The sequence below is a fragment of the Roseobacter phycocola genome (assembly GCF_042055075.2).
Lineage (GTDB): Bacteria > Pseudomonadota > Alphaproteobacteria > Rhodobacterales > Rhodobacteraceae > Roseobacter.
In genome coordinates, this window is the sequence record NZ_CP194010.1 from 188295 (window position 1) to 205792 (window position 17498).

16 protein-coding genes are annotated in these 17498 nt (G+C 58.7%); 10 read left to right on the forward strand and 6 right to left on the reverse strand.

Going from position 1 to position 17498, the window contains the following annotated elements; translation table 11 throughout:
* Positions 1 to 9: 9 nt before the first annotated feature.
* Complete coding sequence (locus tag AB4K19_RS01230) at positions 10 to 930, reverse strand: LysR family transcriptional regulator (protein ID WP_375230155.1); 921 nt, start codon at positions 928 to 930, stop codon at positions 10 to 12.
* Positions 931 to 1106: 176 nt separating this feature from the next.
* Positions 1107 to 1991, reverse strand: coding sequence for a LysR family transcriptional regulator (locus AB4K19_RS01235; RefSeq protein WP_375230156.1), 885 nt, complete (start codon positions 1989 to 1991; stop codon positions 1107 to 1109).
* A gap of 100 nt (positions 1992 to 2091) precedes the next feature.
* Here AB4K19_RS01235 and AB4K19_RS01240 point away from each other — a divergent pair, with 100 nt between their 5' ends.
* A complete protein-coding gene (locus AB4K19_RS01240) occupies positions 2092 to 2799 on the forward strand; it encodes a type 1 glutamine amidotransferase domain-containing protein (protein ID WP_375230157.1) in 708 nt (235 codons plus the stop codon).
* Complete coding sequence (locus AB4K19_RS01245) at positions 2796 to 3515, forward strand: SDR family oxidoreductase (protein ID WP_375230158.1); 720 nt, start codon at positions 2796 to 2798, stop codon at positions 3513 to 3515. Before AB4K19_RS01240 ends, AB4K19_RS01245 begins: the two co-directional genes overlap by 4 nt.
* Positions 3516 to 3612: 97 nt before the next feature.
* Here the strand turns inward: AB4K19_RS01245 and AB4K19_RS01250 are convergent, their stop codons facing one another.
* Positions 3613 to 4851: an L-rhamnose isomerase gene (locus tag AB4K19_RS01250; RefSeq protein ID WP_375230159.1), complete on the reverse strand. Its 1239-nt coding sequence runs from the start codon at positions 4849 to 4851 to the stop codon at positions 3613 to 3615.
* 29 nt (positions 4852 to 4880) lie between these two features.
* Complete coding sequence (locus AB4K19_RS01255) at positions 4881 to 6983, reverse strand: bifunctional rhamnulose-1-phosphate aldolase/short-chain dehydrogenase (protein WP_375230160.1); 2103 nt, start codon at positions 6981 to 6983, stop codon at positions 4881 to 4883.
* A gap of 188 nt (positions 6984 to 7171) precedes the next feature.
* Here AB4K19_RS01255 and AB4K19_RS01260 point away from each other — a divergent pair, with 188 nt between their 5' ends.
* The 8 genes from AB4K19_RS01260 (at position 7172) to AB4K19_RS01295 (ending at position 15863) form a co-directional block, all read left to right on the forward strand.
* Positions 7172 to 7972 (forward strand): DeoR/GlpR family DNA-binding transcription regulator, encoded by an 801-nt coding sequence (locus AB4K19_RS01260; protein WP_375230161.1) that lies wholly within the window; start codon positions 7172 to 7174, stop codon positions 7970 to 7972.
* Between the two features lie 38 nt (positions 7973 to 8010).
* Entirely contained in the window at positions 8011 to 9012 is a 1002-nt protein-coding gene (gene rhaS / locus AB4K19_RS01265) for a rhamnose ABC transporter substrate-binding protein (protein WP_375230162.1), read from the forward strand.
* A gap of 75 nt (positions 9013 to 9087) precedes the next feature.
* Positions 9088 to 10626 (forward strand): sugar ABC transporter ATP-binding protein, encoded by a 1539-nt coding sequence (locus AB4K19_RS01270; RefSeq protein WP_375230163.1) that lies wholly within the window; start codon positions 9088 to 9090, stop codon positions 10624 to 10626.
* Entirely contained in the window at positions 10626 to 11609 is a 984-nt protein-coding gene (locus tag AB4K19_RS01275) for an ABC transporter permease (RefSeq protein WP_375230164.1), read from the forward strand. Before AB4K19_RS01270 ends, AB4K19_RS01275 begins: the two co-directional genes overlap by 1 nt.
* Entirely contained in the window at positions 11606 to 12589 is a 984-nt protein-coding gene (locus tag AB4K19_RS01280; protein WP_375230165.1) for an ABC transporter permease, read from the forward strand. Before AB4K19_RS01275 ends, AB4K19_RS01280 begins: the two co-directional genes overlap by 4 nt.
* A gap of 1 nt (position 12590) precedes the next feature.
* Positions 12591 to 12905 (forward strand): L-rhamnose mutarotase, encoded by a 315-nt coding sequence (gene rhaM / locus AB4K19_RS01285; protein ID WP_375230166.1) that lies wholly within the window; start codon positions 12591 to 12593, stop codon positions 12903 to 12905.
* Positions 12902 to 14272 (forward strand): FGGY-family carbohydrate kinase, encoded by a 1371-nt coding sequence (locus AB4K19_RS01290; protein ID WP_436398773.1) that lies wholly within the window; start codon positions 12902 to 12904, stop codon positions 14270 to 14272. Before rhaM ends, AB4K19_RS01290 begins: the two co-directional genes overlap by 4 nt.
* A 106-nt stretch (positions 14273 to 14378) precedes the next feature.
* Complete coding sequence (locus tag AB4K19_RS01295; protein ID WP_375230168.1) at positions 14379 to 15863, forward strand: sulfatase-like hydrolase/transferase; 1485 nt, start codon at positions 14379 to 14381, stop codon at positions 15861 to 15863.
* Positions 15864 to 15896: 33 nt separating this feature from the next.
* On the opposite strand, the gene AB4K19_RS01300 is transcribed toward AB4K19_RS01295, so the two are convergent.
* Together AB4K19_RS01300 and AB4K19_RS01305 are read right to left on the reverse strand one after the other, a co-directional pair.
* Complete coding sequence (locus tag AB4K19_RS01300; protein ID WP_375230169.1) at positions 15897 to 16733, reverse strand: sterol desaturase family protein; 837 nt, start codon at positions 16731 to 16733, stop codon at positions 15897 to 15899.
* Positions 16730 to 17287, reverse strand: a complete 558-nt coding sequence (locus AB4K19_RS01305; RefSeq protein ID WP_375230170.1) for a TetR/AcrR family transcriptional regulator — start codon at positions 17285 to 17287, stop codon at positions 16730 to 16732. The genes AB4K19_RS01300 and AB4K19_RS01305 overlap by 4 nt, the downstream gene beginning before the upstream one ends.
* Positions 17288 to 17498: the final 211 nt, after the last annotated feature.

Here is a 17498-nt window from a genome sequence, read left to right on the forward strand (position 1 = left end):
GAAACGGCGTCACGTCCCGAAAGTGGGCGTGACGCCTTTCGGTGGGTTTTCCAGAATATACGCACCGATCTTTGCAAGAAGTGGTTTGCGCGGGCAGTTCAGCCGGGAGGCGGCCCCCAGATTGCGCAGATGCCCCGGCGCCTCAAACGGAATGAAGGACATGGGCCAGTTGTCCGCACGAAACTGTTCTGCAGCCAGCGCCGACACGATCGTACAATCGTCAGAATGGCAGATGTGCCGGCAGATCGTTTCGAACCGAAGGGCGGTAAGATCAAATTTCTTGGAAGCACGGGATTCCGGGCCGGGTGTCGGCAGCCGGGCTTCGAGATCGTAGCCGAAGGAATGCGGCAACCGGATGAAGTCGTGAACCGGCACGTCCTCCGGCGTGACAGACGACAGCCCTTCGAGGGGGTGACCCTTTCTCAGCGCCAGAAACAACGGCTCTTCCCAGATGGAAGTGAACTCCAGGGTCGGGTTGTGATTGAGCCGCGCGACCAGCGCCACATCCAGCGTGTGATTCTCAACCATCTGCAGCATGTTCTGCGGCAGATCCTCGATCATCGTCACGCGCATGTCCGGAAACAGGGCGCTGAAAAGCTCGGAGAAATATTTCGTGAGATAAGGCGCCAGCGTCGGTGTCAGGCCAATATTAAACGGTACGGCCTCCGGATCACGATATTCCGTGGCCGTGTCCCTGATCCTTTGTGCGCGCTGCAGAACGTCCCGCGCGATTTCAGTGACTTTCAGACCACACGCTGTGGGGCGGACCTCGCCACTCAGGCGCAGAAAAAGATCGGTCCCAAGTTCCTTTTCCAGCTTCCGGATCTGGTTCGAAAGAGCCGGCTGCGAGACGTTGCAGTCTTCCGCAGCGGCGCTGAAACTGCCACGTCGCGCCACAGCAATTGCGTATTCCAGATCTCGCAGATTCATCTGACCTCGGGTCGTTGCCTGTTTTCGTCTTAAAAGAACACAGGCGGTGGCGGAAGAATTAACGTCCTGACGCACGCGTCTGTGATGCTTTGCGAGGACACGCAGAACCGCGTTTCGGCTTTACTGGCAGGGTTGGTGGCGTCCTGTTGAGATCACACCCCGGCATTGTGACGCATTCAGTCTTCCAGACTGCGCAGGAGTTGTTCCCGGGCGAATGCCACACGCGGATGTCGGAGGGATGACCTGGTCCAGGCAAGATAGAAGTGGTTAACCGGCGCATCGGCGACGCCACGCAGCAGAGTGATCCTGCCGGATTGAAGGGCGTCTGAGCACAGATAATCCGGGATCACAGACCATCCGCTCCCGGTTTCTGCCAGGGCACGCAGCAACCGCAGGTCAGGCGCGGAAATCGCGGACACAATGCCGTCCGCGCTTATCCCGTTGGCCTGCAGCCAGTCCCTGATGAGCGGCAGGTCATTGTCATAGGCCAGCATGGGCTCGGCCAGCAAAGCAGCCCTCAGGTCCCTCGCGTCATTGATCCTGTCTGCGATCCCGGGAGCTGCAACTGCCAAAAGCTTTTCTGACCCGATGACTTGCGAGGCAATCAGGGGATGACCGGGGTCTGATGCAGTGAATGCTAGGTCAACCTCGCCGGCCGTCAGACGCTGATAGATCGACGACTTTCCCCCGGGGTGCAGACGGATATCCAGTCCTGAGGCCTGCAGTGACCGCAGTGACGGCGCGACGCGCTCTGCCAGTAACTCCGCAGGTCCTGCCACGTGAACGACACCTGACAGGCTTGCTGACCGTGCTTTGGCCTGCGCCAGGGCTTCTTCTGCACGGTCAAGGCTGTCGCCGACCTGCGCAGCAAGATCTTCTGCAAATGCAGTTGGCGAGACACCGCGTGACCTGCGCGTAAACAACTCCCGCCCGACCTGCGTTTCGAGCGTGGCGATATGCCCGGATACCGCAGGCTGGGTCAGGCCAAGGTTTCGCGCAGCTGCTGTAATCGACCGGCAACGGCAGACTTCGACAAAGGATCTCAGAACGGTCAGCGACATACCTTAGCATAAGAAAATTTATTTCTGATGGAAATAAGGCTTTGGTTTTGTGATGTCGGTAGCTGGTTATGTGTGTCGCATGAAACTTAAGGAGGCATACATGTCACAAAACAATATTCTGATCGTCGCTACTTCTGCCGGTGCAATGACTAATGGCGATGCGACCGGAATCTGGCTCGAAGAGCTGACAACGCCATACTACGCTTTTGTGGACAGCGGCGCGCGGGTGACTGTTGCGTCTGTCAGGGGTGGTGCGATCCCGGTCGATGACCGCAGCCTTGCGCCCCGGGGCGAAAACGACGCATCCGTTGAGCGATATCTGGATGATCCTGCAGTACAGGCTCTGATTAGCGACAGTGTTCCGCTGTCGGCAGTGTCGGATCAGGTCGGAGCCTTTGATGCAGTGTTCCTGCCCGGTGGGCATGGCACCATGTTTGACTATCCGCAGAACCGCGAGCTGGCGGAACTGATCGAACGCTTTGATCAGCAGGGTAAGGTGGTCGCGGCGGTCTGCCACGGACCGGCAGGGCTGACCGGTGCCCGGAAGCCTGATGGCACACCGTTTGTGGCGGGCCGGACGATCGCGGCCTTCACAGACAGCGAGGAGCACGCTGTCGGTCTGCAGGATGCAGTGCCGTTCCTTCTGGAAACGAAACTGCGGGAACTGGGGGCCGAACTGTCCACGGCTCCCGATTTTCAGGCGCATGCCGTGCGGGACGGGCGGCTTGTGACCGGTCAGAACCCCGCATCAGCAACGAAAACGGCGGAGTTGATCATGTCGGCGCTGCCGGTCGGACAGGTCGCATGAAGAAAGAAACAATGATGGAAAAGATCATACTTATCACAGGTGCGTCCTCCGGTATTGGCGAAATATGTGCAAGGTTCGCGGTGAAAGCCGGTCACAAGGTGGTTCTGGCGGCGCGCCGGACGGACAGGCTTGAGGCTCTGGTAGAAGAGTTTGGTCCACAGAACGCGCTCGCGGTGTCCTGCGATGTTACCAGTGCCGAGGATCAGGAACGCCTGGTGGACGAAGCCGTCGCACGGTTTGGCCGGCTTGATGTTGTCATGGCGAATGCTGGCCTCGGTGCCTCGCAACGGGGCACCGAGGCGGGTGATACGGACAGTTTCCGCAAGATGATTGAGGTCAACTGTCTCGGCGTCACCTACACTGCCAAATACGCAATGCCGCACCTGAAAGCATCCGGCGGGCATCTGGTCCTGGTAGGGTCGCTGGCCGCTCAGGGTACGGTCTGGGGATCGGTCTATTCGGCGACCAAGTGGTTTGTGCGCGGATATGCCGACAATCTGGGGGCCGAACTGGGGGATGCCGGCGGGCGCGTGACCTGCCTTCATCCTGGCATGACGGACACGCCATTTTTTGACAGCCCGAAACCCGCAGGATTGCGGCCTGAATACATCGCACGGGCGTTTATCTATGCGATCGAACAGCCCCCGCACGTCTGGATCCCGCATCTTCCGGTTTACCCAAGGCCGCAAAAGCCGTTCTCGGATCAGCATCACTGACCGTCTGATCGACCGAATACAGAAACAGCACGACAAAAGGCCCGGCAGTATCTGCCGTGTCTCCTCGATAGTGCTATAATCCGGTGTCTTGTCCAGGCTAGCCGCGGCCGGCCACCCGCATCTGATATGTGTCCAGTTCCTTTTGCAGCACCAGACCGGTCGGACGATCAGCGCGCGCGCAGAATTCTGACCAGACCGCCCCGAAAGGCAGATCGCGGAATTCTTCGGTCAGAATGAGGCGGGTTGTGAAATCCAGATTAGTCTCTGCCTCGCGTAACCGTTCCATGGGTGTCAGCAGCGCGCGCAGCAAAGCCTTTTGCATGTTGCGCGTGCCAATCACCCACGCAGCTGTGCGGCTGATCGTGGCGTCAAAGAAATCAAGCCCAATGAATGTTCTGTCGAGCAGATCGGCGCTGACAAGTTCGTGCGCCATTGCAAGGATCGCGTCATCCAGCAGAATAACATGATCGCTGTCCCACCGCATGGGGCGCGATACGTGCAACAGGATCTGATCCAGCGAAACAGCAACAGCGCTCAGTTTGTCTGCGATATTCTCGGTCGGGTGAAAATGGCCCATGTCCAGACAGAGCAGGATGCTGTTGCGCAGCGCATATCCCATGTAGAATTCATGGCTTCCGACGGTGCAGGCCTCGACCCCGATACCAAAGAGTTTTGATTCAACGGCATCCCGCATCTGGCGCGGATCCTGTTCGGGGGCCAGCATTTCATCAAGCGACCGCGCGAGCTTCATGCGCGCGGCCATCCGGTCCACGGGCACATCCTTGAAACCGTCCGGCACCCAGATGTTGTTGACACAGGGCGACCCAAGCTCTTTGCCCATCCGGGCGCCGATGTCGCGCGTCCGCTTGCCATGTTCCACCCAGAATTCGCGGATGCCCGCGTCAGGATGAGCAAGGGTCAGATTGTCGTCGGCCTTTTCGTGGGCAAAGAACGTCGGGTTGAAATCAAGACCGATGCCCTCGCTACGCGCCCAGTCCACCCAGGGTTCGAAGTGCCGGTATTCCAGCGCGTCCCGGTCGGGTGCTTCGTCTGTGTCGGGGTACATCGCATGCAGGTTCAGACGGTGTCGTCCCGGGATCATGGAATAGGCGAACTCCAGATCGGCGCGCAGTTCGTCAGGGGTGCGCGCACGGCCCGGATGATTGCCTGTCGCCTGAATGCCGCCGCCGGATGAGCCTGTTCTGGTCTCAAACCCGACCACGTCATCGCCCTGCCAGCAGTGCATCGAAATCGGGATGTCCTTCAGCCGCTCCAGGGCGGTTTCGGTGTCGACACCCCATTCTGCGAAAGCGGCTTTCGCGCTGTCATAGCTCATCGTCGCCTGCTCCTTCTCTTTGTACCGGCTCAGCGTGTGAAGGCCTGAACATTGCCGGAATCGACATTGATAATGTTGCCTGTGGACTTGGCAGATGTATCGGCCGCAAAGAAATAACAGGCTTCGGCGATGTCTTCAGGGAAAACAGAGCGTTTGAGCATTGACCGTTGCCTGTACATTTCCTCCAGCCCCTCTTTGTCTGTGCCATAGGTGTCAGCCCGCTGTTCAAGCCATTCGCCTTCCCAGATGCGCGAACCGCGCAGGACCGCGTCAGGGTTCACCACATTCACACGAATACCGGCCTCTGCTCCCTCCAGTGCCAGGCATCGCGCCAGATGTATCTCGGCTGCCTTGGCGGTGCAGTAGGCGGAAGCATTCGGTGAGGCCGCGAGGCCATTTTTGGACGCCACAAAGACAACAGAGCCGCCGATGTCCTGCGCGCGCATCATGCGGAATGCTTCCCGGCTGACCAGGAAATAACCTGTATTCAGGATGTCCATATTCCGGTTCCAGAGTTCGAGCGTGGTCTCCTCAACCGGTGCCGAAGTCGCAATGCCTGCGTTTGACACAAGGATATCGAGGCCGCCGAATTCAACGGCTGTCTCTGCCATCGCCGCGATGACCGCGTGCTCATCGGTAACGTTCATTTCCACGGAACGTACAACATCAGGGCCAAAGGCCTGGGCCAGGCTGTCACGTGCAGCGTTCAGCGCGTCTGCATTGATGTCCGCGAGCATAACGCAGGCGCCTTCCTCAAGGTATCTGCGGGCTGTCGCCGATCCGATGCCACCTGCACCGCCGGTGACCAGTGCAACGCGCCCGGCCAGCGATTTGGGTTTCGGCATACGCTGCAACTTGGCTTCCTCAAGGAGCCAGTATTCAATGTCAAAGGCTTCCTGTTCCGGCAATCCGCAGTATTCGCTGACAGCTGTTGCGCCGCGCATCACATTGATCGCGTTCACATAGAACTCGCCGGAAATCCGCGCTGTCGCCTTGTCCTTTGCAAAGGTGATCATTCCAACGCCTGGGATAAGGTACACAACCGCATTGGGATCACGCATCGCCGGGCTGTTTTCCCGTCTGCAGCGTTCATAATAGGCTGCATAGTCGTCCCGATAGGCTGCGACCTGATCAGCGAGGCCGTCCACGACGGCGCCGGTGTCGCCCTCAGCAGGGTCAAAGCCAATGACCAGCGGGCGGATCTTGGTGCGCAGGAAATGGTCCGGACAGGATGTGCCGAGGGCCGCGAGCGGCTCAAGCTGTTCTGAGTTCACGAACTCGAGCACAGGGTCGCTGTCGTTGAAATGGCCGGTCATATGCTGGTTGCCACTCACGAACCCGCGGATGGCAGGCATCAGACGTGCGGCAACGGCGCGCCGTTCTGCAGCGGGAAGGCTTTCGTGACGCTGACCCCCGAATGCTGGTTTGTCACCTGCCTGTTCTGCCAGCCAGGCTGTTGCAATGTTGATCACTTCAATCGTGGTGTCGTAACAGTCTTTGGCGGTGTCGCTCCATGTGAAAAGCCCGTGGCTTTCCAGGATGACACCGTCCGCTTCGGGGTTGTTGCGGCAGAATTCTTCAAGCCACAGGCCCAGCTCATACCCAGGCCGTTTCCAGGGAAGCCAGCCGATCCGGCTGCCAAAAATCTTCTGTGTCAGCGCTTTGGAACTGGCGGAAGCCGCAATAGCAATAATTGCATCCGCATGCACATGATCGACATGCCGGCGCGGCACATATGCATGCAACGGTGTGTCAATCGAGGCAGCGCGCGGATTGAGACGAAAAGTGCAGTGGGGCAGGTAGCCCACCATTTCATCCTCAAATTCCACGCCACGATACAGGTTTTTGAGCGCGTGCAGCTTATCCATGTAGAGCGTTGCAAAGCCATCGCGTTTCATGGAGCCGATGTCCCCGCCGGACCCTTTGACCCAGAGCACTTCGGTGTCTTCGCCGGTCAGCGGGTCCGTTTCGAGCACTTTGGCTGAGGTGTTTCCGCCGCCGTAGTTTGTCACCCTTTTGTCTGCGCCCAGAATGTTGGAGCGGTACAAAAGCAGGTCTGACTCGCTCATTCCTGATGCGGTTTCTTCATCCCAGCGATTTTCAAGAAGCTGTTTTTCCAAGGTTTTCAGCATCTGTGTCTCCCCGCCCAGCGGTTTTCATCGTGATTGCGTATGGCTTCAAGCCTGATTGGCGCACAGGTGAATGTCAATCAATTTCAATCATAAAACGTCATGCTGCGATGCAGAATGATTGTAAATGATCATTTTTGATTGACAGGTTGCGCGAATCTGAGCAGGCTCAGGCATCAGGGGAGGTGCATATGCACGAAAAGGAACGTCATCGGATTATTCTGTCAGCTGTTGAGGACAGGCCTGTGGTTACGGTCGTTGACCTGTGCAATCTGACGGGCGTTTCTGAGGCAACGATCCGCCGGGACATCGCGACGCTGCATATGAACAAGCAGCTCCGCCGGGTGCGGGGTGGGGCTGAGGCCATCACGCCGCCGCAGTTCGTGGGGCTCGCCGGGCGTACCTTTGCCGTCAACGAAACCATGCGTATTGCCGAAAAGCAGGCGATTGCGCGCGCGGCTGTGGAGTTGTGCGCGGACGGGGACCCGATTATCATCAACGGAGGGACAACTACCTTCCAGATGGTGCATCCGCTGGCGTCGCGCCGGTGTCAGATTTTTACCAACAGCTTTCCGATCGCCGAGCATCTGCTGAAGCATTCCAAGAATACGATCATGCTGTCCGGCGGGGCGATCTACCGGGAGCAGAACATCATCCTGTCGCCTTTCGACAATGACGTTACGCGTAACTTTTATGCGCGCCGTATGTTCATGGGCGCGCAGGGCCTCGGCCCGCTGGGTCTTATGGAAGCGGATCCCCTGCTTATCCAGGCCGAACAGAAACTCATAGGCCAGGCTGATGAACTCGTTGTGCTGGTGGACAGCACCAAGTTTGAGCAGCGCTCAAGTCTTGTTCTCTGCGCGCTGGACCGGATCACAACGGTGATCACTGACGAGGGTATCTCGGACAAAGCCGCCGCCATGCTGGACGCGGCAGATGTGAATCTGATCGTGGCGCAGTCCGGCGCCGGACAGGAAGAGGCGGCGTCGTAAGCGGCCCGGAACAACAACTGAATAAGAGGAGGAAACAAATGAAACGTCGGAATTTCGGAGCGCTGGTCGCGGGGATGAGCCTTGCCGCTGGCCTGATGGGGACAAGTGCGATGGCGCAGGACGATATGCGCATTGCCCTCGTGGTCAAGGCGCTTGGCATCGGCTTTTTTGAAGCTGCTGCAGAAGGCGCTGAAGAAGCCGCCAAAGAGCTCGGCGGGGTAGAGATCATTTACACCGGTCCTACAGACACGACCGCCGAGGGGCAGATCGAGGTGATAAATTCCCTGATCGCGCAGGGCGTTGATGCCATTGCGATTTCCGCGAATGACCCGGATGCGGTTGCACCGGCGCTCAAGCGCGCAATGCAGCGTGGCATCACGGTAATCAGCTGGGACTCTGGCGTTTCCGAAGAAGGCCGGATGATGCATCTCAATCCCTCGTCCAATGCGCTGATCGGCAATATGATCATCAAGCTGGCCGCCGATCACCTGCCAGAGGGCGGTGAGGTAGCCGTGCTTTCTGCGTCGGCCACAGCGACAAACCAGAACATCTGGATTGATGAAATGAACAAGGTCATGGGCGATTACTCCGGGATTGACGTTGTTGCCACAGTTTACGGTGATGACCTCGCGGATAAATCCTACCGCGAAGCGCAGGGCCTGATGCAGTCCTATCCGGATCTTGATGCCATCATCGCTCCGACGTCCGTGGGTATCGTTGCGGCAGCGCAGGCGGTTGCCGACGCTGGCAAGATCGGTGAGGTCAATGTTACCGGTCTTGGTCTGCCCTCGGAAATGGCAGGCGCAATCGAAAGCGGCGCGTCGCAGTCTTTCGCCATCTGGAACCCGATTGATCTGGGCTATTCGGCAGCAATGATCGCCCATGCGCTGGCTACAGGTGCTGCCACGGCAGAACCCGGAGCGGAAATACCCATGGGGCGCATGGGGGCGGTGACACTGGACGATACCAACTCTGCCGCGATGGCCGATCCGTTCGTTTATGACGCATCGAACATCGACCAGTTCAAATCGATCTTCTGATCGGACCGACGGGCCCGGCGCACAGCAGCACAGTGTGCCGGCCCCCGCTTCGCAGGCTACAGGACGGCGATGTTGATGCAGGTACACCAGAAACAGGCTGATCCCGTTGCTCACAGTGCCGCGCCGGTTCTGGCGCTGAAAGGCATTACCAAGACATTCCCTGGCGTCCGTGCTCTGTCAGACGTGTCGCTCAACCTCTCTGCGGGAAAAGTTACCGCGCTTGTTGGCGAAAACGGTGCCGGAAAGTCGACAGTCGTGAAAATCCTGACCGGCATCTATCAACCGGATGGCGGTGAGATTCTGGTGGATGGAGCCCCGACAGCTTTTCCATCGGCGCATTCGGCCGGGGCGGCGGGCGTCACGGCCATCCATCAGGAAACAGTGCTTTTTGATGAATTGTCTGTGGCCGAGAATATTTTCCTGGGCCATGCGCCACGCGGACGGTTCGGTTTGATTGACACGGCCCGTATGTCAGCAGAAGCCGCGCGCATTCTGGCAGACATAGGCGCTGATATTGATCCCGCTGCGCGCCTGAAAGATCTGGGGATCGCAAGCAAACATCTCGTGGCCATCGCGCGGGCGCTGTCGATTGATGCGCGTGTTGTCATTATGGATGAGCCGACCGCCGCGCTGAGCCAGAAAGAAATCGAAGAACTCTACGAGCTTATCGAAACCCTCAGAACCCAAGGCAAAGCGATCCTGTTTATCAGCCATAAGTTTGATGAGATTTTCCGCATTGCGGATCAGTTCACCGTCTTCCGGGATGGTGAACTCGTGGGCGACGGCGACATCGGCGATGTGTCTGAGGCCGACCTCGTCCGCATGATGGTCGGCCGGGACGTCAGTCAGATTTTCCCGGAACGGGAACACAACATCGGTGCAGAAGTCCTGCGGGTGGACGGGTACAAGCACCCGACAGAGTTCGCAGACATCGGTTTTTCACTGCGCCGGGGCGAGATTCTGGGGTTCTACGGTCTGGTCGGTGCGGGCCGGTCGGAATTCATGCAGTCGCTCTTTGGAATTACGCGCCCTTCAAGTGGACATGTAATGATTGACGGCGCGCCTGTTTCTGTCAGATCGCCAGCTGATGCGGTGAATAACGGTATCGTCTATGTGCCGGAGGATCGTGGCCGGCAGGGAGCGATCACGGCGCTCCCGATTTTTCAGAATGTCACATTGCCGTCTCTGAGCAGGACATCACGCAACGGTTTTCTGCGCCTGGCCGAAGAGTTCACCCTTGCGCGGGAGTACATCAGTCGTCTCGATCTGCGCGCGGCATCTCTGGACACCAGCGTGGGTAATCTGTCCGGGGGCAACCAGCAGAAGGTGGTCATTGCCAAATGGCTGGCGACGCAGCCCAAAGTCATCATTCTCGATGAGCCAACCAAAGGTATCGATATCGGCTCAAAGGCTGCCGTGCACGAATTTATGGCGGAACTGGCGTCACAGGGGCTTGCCGTGATCATGGTCAGCTCGGAAATCCCCGAAATTCTCGGCATGTCTGACCGCGTTATTGTGATGCGCGAGGGGCGCATCGCGGCGGAACTTGCGGGTGAAGAGCTGACACCGGAAACTCTTGTCCGGCATGCAGCCGGTATCCGAAAGCAGGTGTGATGCTCAAACGCCTGATGACATCCCGCGAAAGCCTACTGTGCGCTGCGATCATCCTGCTGCTCGTGTTGATCTCCACACGGTTTCCCGCATTTGCGGCTCCATCCAATCTGGCCCGTGTTTTCAACGATACGTCTCCCCTGATCCTTCTGGCGATCGGGCAGATGATTGTGATCCTGACCAAATGCATCGACCTCAGTGTCGCTGCCAATCTCGCACTGACCGGCATGGTCGTTGCCATGATCAATGTGGCGGCACCAGGCCTGCCGGTACCGGTCATTATTGCTGTTGCCATCGGGCTTGGAACCTTTCTGGGCATGATCAATGGTCTTCTGGTATGGAAACTCGCCATTCCGCCCATCGTGGTGACGCTGGGCACCATGACTATTTTCCGTGGGATCATTTTTGTTATTTCAGACGGCAAATGGGTCAACAGCCACGAGATCAGCGAACCCTTCAAGGCTTTCACACGGGCAGAATTTCTTGGTCTGCCCACTATGAGCTGGATCGCCCTCGCTGCGGTCATCCTGTTCTCGGTTATTATGACGCGCACAACGCTCGGGCGTGCATTTTATGCTGCCGGCGGCAATCCGCACGCGGCCACCTATGCTGGAATAAATGTGGGCCGAAGCCAGTTCTGGGCTTTCACGATTTCCGGCGCGCTTGCTGGCTTGACGGGGTACCTCTGGGTCTCTCGCTACGCGGTTGCCTATGTCGATCTTGCCGGTGGCTTTGAGCTTGACGTGGTTGCCGCCTGTGTGATCGGCGGTGTCGCGATTATGGGCGGTGTCGGTACGGTCGCCGGTGCTATGCTGGGCGCGCTTTTTCTTGGCGTCATCAAGAACGCGCTGCCGGTGGTGGATATCTCGCCCTTCTGGCAGCTCGCAATTTCGGGTGGGGCGATCATCATCGCAGTGGCGCTGAACGCACAGGCCAGCCGCGAAAAGGGCCGGATCATCCTGAAACCCACGGAGCCATCAGCATGACAACCACTCCGAGGCAGATCCCTGACCGGCTCCGCTCTCCCTTTGAGCGGCACCTCAAAAGCTGGGAGAGCCTGCTGATATGCGTTGCTGTCGCAATCTTTGTCGCCAACAGCTTCGCATCGCCTTATTTTCTGAATGCGTGGAACCTGTCTGACGCAACCTTCAATTTCACTGAAAAAGCGATGATCGCTTTTGCGATGGCGCTGCTGATCATCGCGGGCGAGATTGACCTGTCTGTCGCATCCATTATCGCACTTGCGTCCACCGCCATGGGGGCCGCCGTTCAGTTCGGTGTGGACACGCCGGGTCTGGTGCTGATCGGGCTCGCTGTTGGTATCCTGTGTGGTGCGTTTAACGGCTTTCTGGTCACGGTGATGGGACTGCCGTCCATCGTGGTCACCATCGGCACGATGAGCCTCTTTCGCGGGATCAGCTATATTGTGCTGGGTGATCAGGCCTATCGTGGATACCCGCCGGACTTTGCATTCTTTGGTCAGGGCTACGTCTTCTGGGTGATATCTTTCGAATTCGTGCTCTTTGCCGTTCTCGCTGCGATCTATGCAGTGCTGCTGCATAAAACCAATTTTGGGCGGGCAGTTTATGCGGTGGGCAATAACGCAACCGGCGCCCTGTTTTCCGGCATCCGAGTTGCCCGCGTGAAGTTCATCCTGTTTTTGCTCACGGGTCTGATGTCCGGTATTGCGGCGGTCTGTCTGACCTCGAGGCTGGGCTCAACGCGGCCATCCATTGCATTCGGCTGGGAGCTGGAGATCGTCACCATGGTTGTCCTCGGTGGCGTCAGCATTCTGGGCGGGGCAGGGTCCATCCCCGGTGTTGTGATCGCGGCGTTCGTTATGGGCATGGTGACGTTCGGTCTTGGTCTGCTCAACGTGCCGGGCATTGTCATGTCGATTGTGATCGGCGCGCTGCTGATTTCGGTCATCGCACTGCCGCGGCTCTGGGACAGGCTGAGAGGGTGAAATGCAGAAATACGCGTTCAGAATGCACCTCAATCCCGGGTGCCTCGACGAATACAGAAAACGTCATGATGAAATCTGGCCAGAGCTGATCCGGCTGCTCAAGGATGCCGGGATTTCGGACTATTCCATCCATCTGGATGAGGAAACAAACATCCTGTTTGGCGTGCTCTGGCGCACGGACGATCACCGGATGGATGCCCTGCCGGAGCACGACATCATGCAGCGCTGGTGGGCTCACATGGCAGATATTATGGAGACGCAGGCTGACAACGAACCGGTGGCTGTTCCGCTCACACCGGTTTTTCATATGCCATGACCGGATCCTGCATCGCGGTCATTGATATTGGCAAAACGAATGCAAAGCTCGCAGTCGTTGATGCTGACACACTGACCGAACTGGCGGTGGTCACGCGGCCCAACACCGTGCTGCAGGGTCCTCCGTGGCCTCATTTCGATGTAGACGGGCACTGGACGTTTCTGCTGGATGCGCTCTCGGATTTTCACCGGGATTTTGGCATCAGCGCCATTTCCGTGACAACGCATGGCGCATGTGCTGCTTTGGTCGGACACGATGGTCAACTCGCGGCGCCGGTTCTTGACTATGAACATGACGGCCCTGACAGCCTTGCCACCGAATACGATGCAGTGCGGCCGCCTTTTTCGGAAACCGGATCGCCCCGCCTGTCGATGGGGCTGAACCTCGGCGCGCAGCTTTTCTGGCAGTTCCAAACCAATCCGGGCCTGCTGCGTCAGGTGCGCCATGTCGTGACCTACCCGCAATACTGGGGGTATCGCCTGACAGGTGTTGCGGCCACCGACGTGACATCCCTGGGCTGCCATACGGATCTGTGGAACCCGCATGCCGGGCAGCCCTCGGCACTGAACGCGACGCTGGGGATCGTCGAAAAACTGGCAACGGTGCGCCGCCCCGGTGATGTTCTGGGTCTGGTCCTGCCGGATGTGGCGAAGCGCACCGGTCTTGCTGCTGACACCCCGGTTTACTGTGGTATTCACGACTCCAATGCATCGCTACTGCCTCATCTCATGAACCGTGAGGCTCCGTTCAGTGTAGTGTCTTCCGGCACCTGGGTGATTGCGATGGCCATTGGCGGCCTGCCGGTCACGCCGGACCCGGTATGTGACACGCTGATCAACGTGAACGCCTATGGCGATCCTGTGCCATCTGCGCGTTTCATGGGTGGGCGGGAGCATGATCTGCTGATGAACGGCGCAGCAGTTGAGGCAGATGCGGCTGACAGTGCGGCGGTGCTGGACGCGGGTACTATGTTTCTGCCGCCGGTTGTCGCGGATACGGGACCTTTCCAGGGAGGCAGATCCGGCTGGTCGGGGGGAGAACCAGAGCAGGGATCCGGCCGGAGAAGTGCAGCCACAGGGTTTTATCTGGCACTCGTCACCGCGCATTGCCTGGGTCTTGTCGGCCACCGCGGCCCGGTCCTTGTCGAGGGACCGTTCGCACGAAACCGTTGCTATCTTGAAATGCTCGCAGCAGCTGCAGGAAGCGGGGTGTTTCCGATGACGGGAGCTACCGGAACCAGCCAGGGTGCCGCCCTGCTGGCCGCACCGGGGCAGCGGCATCAGGGCGCGCTGCCACCGCCGGTCCGCGGAACCGAAAAGCACAGGGCCTATGCCGCCCGATGGCAGCAATGCGTTCGCGACACTTAACCGTGGCATAGGGCCATTCATCCAGGAACGCCCGACAGATTTCGCTGGGGGCCGTGCGGAAATGCACTTAGCCTTTCCTAGCGGGACGTGACCACGGGAGGACAGGATGAGCCGCGATGCATCGAACATACTGATCATCATGTCCGACGAGCACCGCAAAGACGCGATGGGATGCGCCGGTCACCCGATCATCCGGACCCCACATCTGGATGCATTGGCTGCCCGTGGCGCGCTTTTTTCAAACGCTTATACCCCGTCGCCCATGTGCGTGCCTGCACGCGCCGCCATCGCCACCGGCGACTATGTCTACAGGATCCGCCATTGGGACAGCGCGTCTTCCTATGATGGCCAAAGGCGCAGCTGGATGCACCACCTGCGGGACAGCGGGGTTGAAACTGTGTCCATTGGCAAGCTTCATTTCCGCTCGACGGATGATGACAATGGGTTTTCACAGGAAATTCTGCCGATGCATGTTGTCGGTGGAGTAGGATGGCCCGTCGGTCTTCTGCGGGACGCGCCGCCTGCTTATGACGCGGCATCTGAGCTGGCAGCAGATGTTGGCGCGGGCCGCAGTTCATATACCGACTACGACCGTGAAATCACCGGGGCGGCAGAAGCCTGGCTGCACAGCAGGGCGGGTGCTCAGGACCCCTGGGGCGCCTTTGTGTCACTGGTCAGCCCGCATTACCCGCTGGTCTGCCCCGAAGAATACCTGGACCTGTACGACCCGGCGAAGATCGACCTGCCTGTCGGGTATGGCACCCGGTCCCGGCCAGACCACAGCGAACTGAAGAACATTGCGGCATTCTTTGACTATGACCGCTATTTTGACGAGCAGCGAATGCGTGAAGCCAGAGCTGCCTACTACGGCCTGACGAGCTTTATGGATAACTGTGTTGGCCGTATTCTGTCAGCGCTGTCCGGGAGTGGGCAACAGGAGAACACAGTGGTGGTCTATGTTTCCGACCATGGGGACATGCTGGGGGATCAGGGTTTCTGGACCAAGCAGGTGATGTACGAGCAGTCTGCCGGTGTGCCGATGATCATTGCAGGCCCGGGCGTCTCAGCGGGGCGCCGGGTAACCACCGGCGCGTCGCTTCTGGATCTGGCAGCGACCGCGTTGGATGCAACCGGTGTGCCGCACGACGTGCAATCTGCGGACCTTCCCGGTGTGTCGCTTCTGCAGCTTGCGTCGGATCCCGACGATGCAGACCGTACAATTCTGAGCGAATATCACGACGGCGGATCAACCACGGGCACTTTCATGGTGCGCTGGCAACGCTGGAAGTATGTACACTATGTCGGGCATGAGCCGCAGCTCTTTAATCTGCAGGATGACCCGGATGAACTGACTGATCTTGCAGCCGTTGCACGCCGGGGGCCGGACGTATTGGCGGCCCTTGCCGAAGGAGAACGGCGGCTTCGCAGTCTCTGCGATCCGGAGGTGGTAAATGCGCAGTGTTTTGAAGATCAGCGCCGTCGCATTGAGGCCCTGGGCGGTGAAGAAGCCTGCCTTACAGCGTTCCGGTTCAGTCATACGCCCACGCCAGAAGAGCAGGAGGACAGCGGTCGCACCGGGTCCGCGCTGTAGCAGCCTCCCGCCCGACGGAGCGGACCCTGGCCGTCAGTCTTTGGGTGCCCGGCCCGGTGACCTAAACAGCACCCGCAGCGCGTTTCCCGGGGAACCGGCAGTGCGCAGATCGCGGATCAGTGCAGGCCATTCAGAGAACCAGACTTTCAACGGGTTGCGCGTGTCAAAGTCGCGTTTGAGCCCATAGCGCGGGGTTTCCTCTTCGACCTGAAAGGTTCCCCACAGCCGGTCCCAGACAATCAGTATGCCGCCGTAGTTTTTGTCCAGATACTTGTCATCGCTGCCATGATGGACCCTGTGGTGTGACGGGGTGTTCAGCACCTTTTCGAGCGGACCAAGTTTGCCGATCAGTTCCGTATGCAGCCAGGTCTGATAGGCCAGCACACTGATGACCCCGAAGATTATCAGTTCAGGCGTGAAGCCCATCAGGGCCAGCGGCAGATGCGCGACCAGCGACCAGACGCCTTCAAGAGGCCCGAAGCGGATGCCGGTGATGATATTCATGTCGCGGGATGAATGATGCACCGCGTGCTGGGTCCACAGGATGGGCACCTCGTGAGCGATACGGTGCTCCCAGTAATAGGTAATATCCGCGAGGATAACGATCAGAACCATGCTCCACCAGGTGGTCGGAATGGACCACGGCAGGAGCTGTGCGATAATCCAGAAAATACTGTAAGCGCCCGTCAGGATGAAGGTTTCGATCACCAGATAAGGGATCTGGGTCGAGGCGCTGACCAGCATTTCGCCAAGCGTTCTGGTTTTCATCGTGCCCTTGAACAGCATCTCGGCGATCTCAATGAGCAGGATGGCCGCGCCGATCAGAAAGAAGATCTCGTCGATCTGGGTTGTCAGCACTTCAATGCTCATGTCGCGCTTCCCTTTATTCCGTTTGTGAATGTACGCCAGGCAAGTTCGGCTGCCTGTTTCGGGGTGGCATCGCCGGACCGGACTACGGACCAGGCGGCGTAGATCAGGTTTTCATAGGCTTCGACGATCCATTCAGTGGGGACTGCGGCATCGAACGCACCTTCCTTCTTTGCGGCTTCCACATCCTGCCGCAGCTCGTCCCGTCCGGCTTCATAAGCTGCAGCAACTTCCGGGTCAGCCTCCAGCCCTTCATTGGCAAGGAACCACTGACGGTTGGCGAGCGGGACGATTGCATAGAGCGACAGCCGAAACCCTTCCGCATAGGTCTCAGCGCCTTTGACCGCTTCCTCTACGGCCTCTTCCAGCTCGGTCAGCGCAATTTGGGCGAGTGCCCGCATAAGGTCCGGGCGTCCGGAAAAATGACGGTGCAGAGTGGCCCGCCCCACGCCCGCGCGTGCGGCAACATCACCAAGCGTCGCTGCCTGGTTTTGTGCGTAAACGCTGAAGGCGGCTTCAATAATGGCATCGCGGGTATCGGGGCGGATCGTGGGCATGAGGCATATATGTCTCATTTGAGACAGAAATCAATGACCTGAGACGGTAAACTGGGAAAATTGTACCGGCAGATGCTGTTTGGCACCGGGTTCCGATGCCGATGTGCCGCTCAGCGCACGGAATTGCCGGCCCAAAGCAATGATCCCGGTTGCCGACTTCACGACACTTTATGGTTTCGTGATTGGAGCGGTTTGCGCGCGTGCATTACCC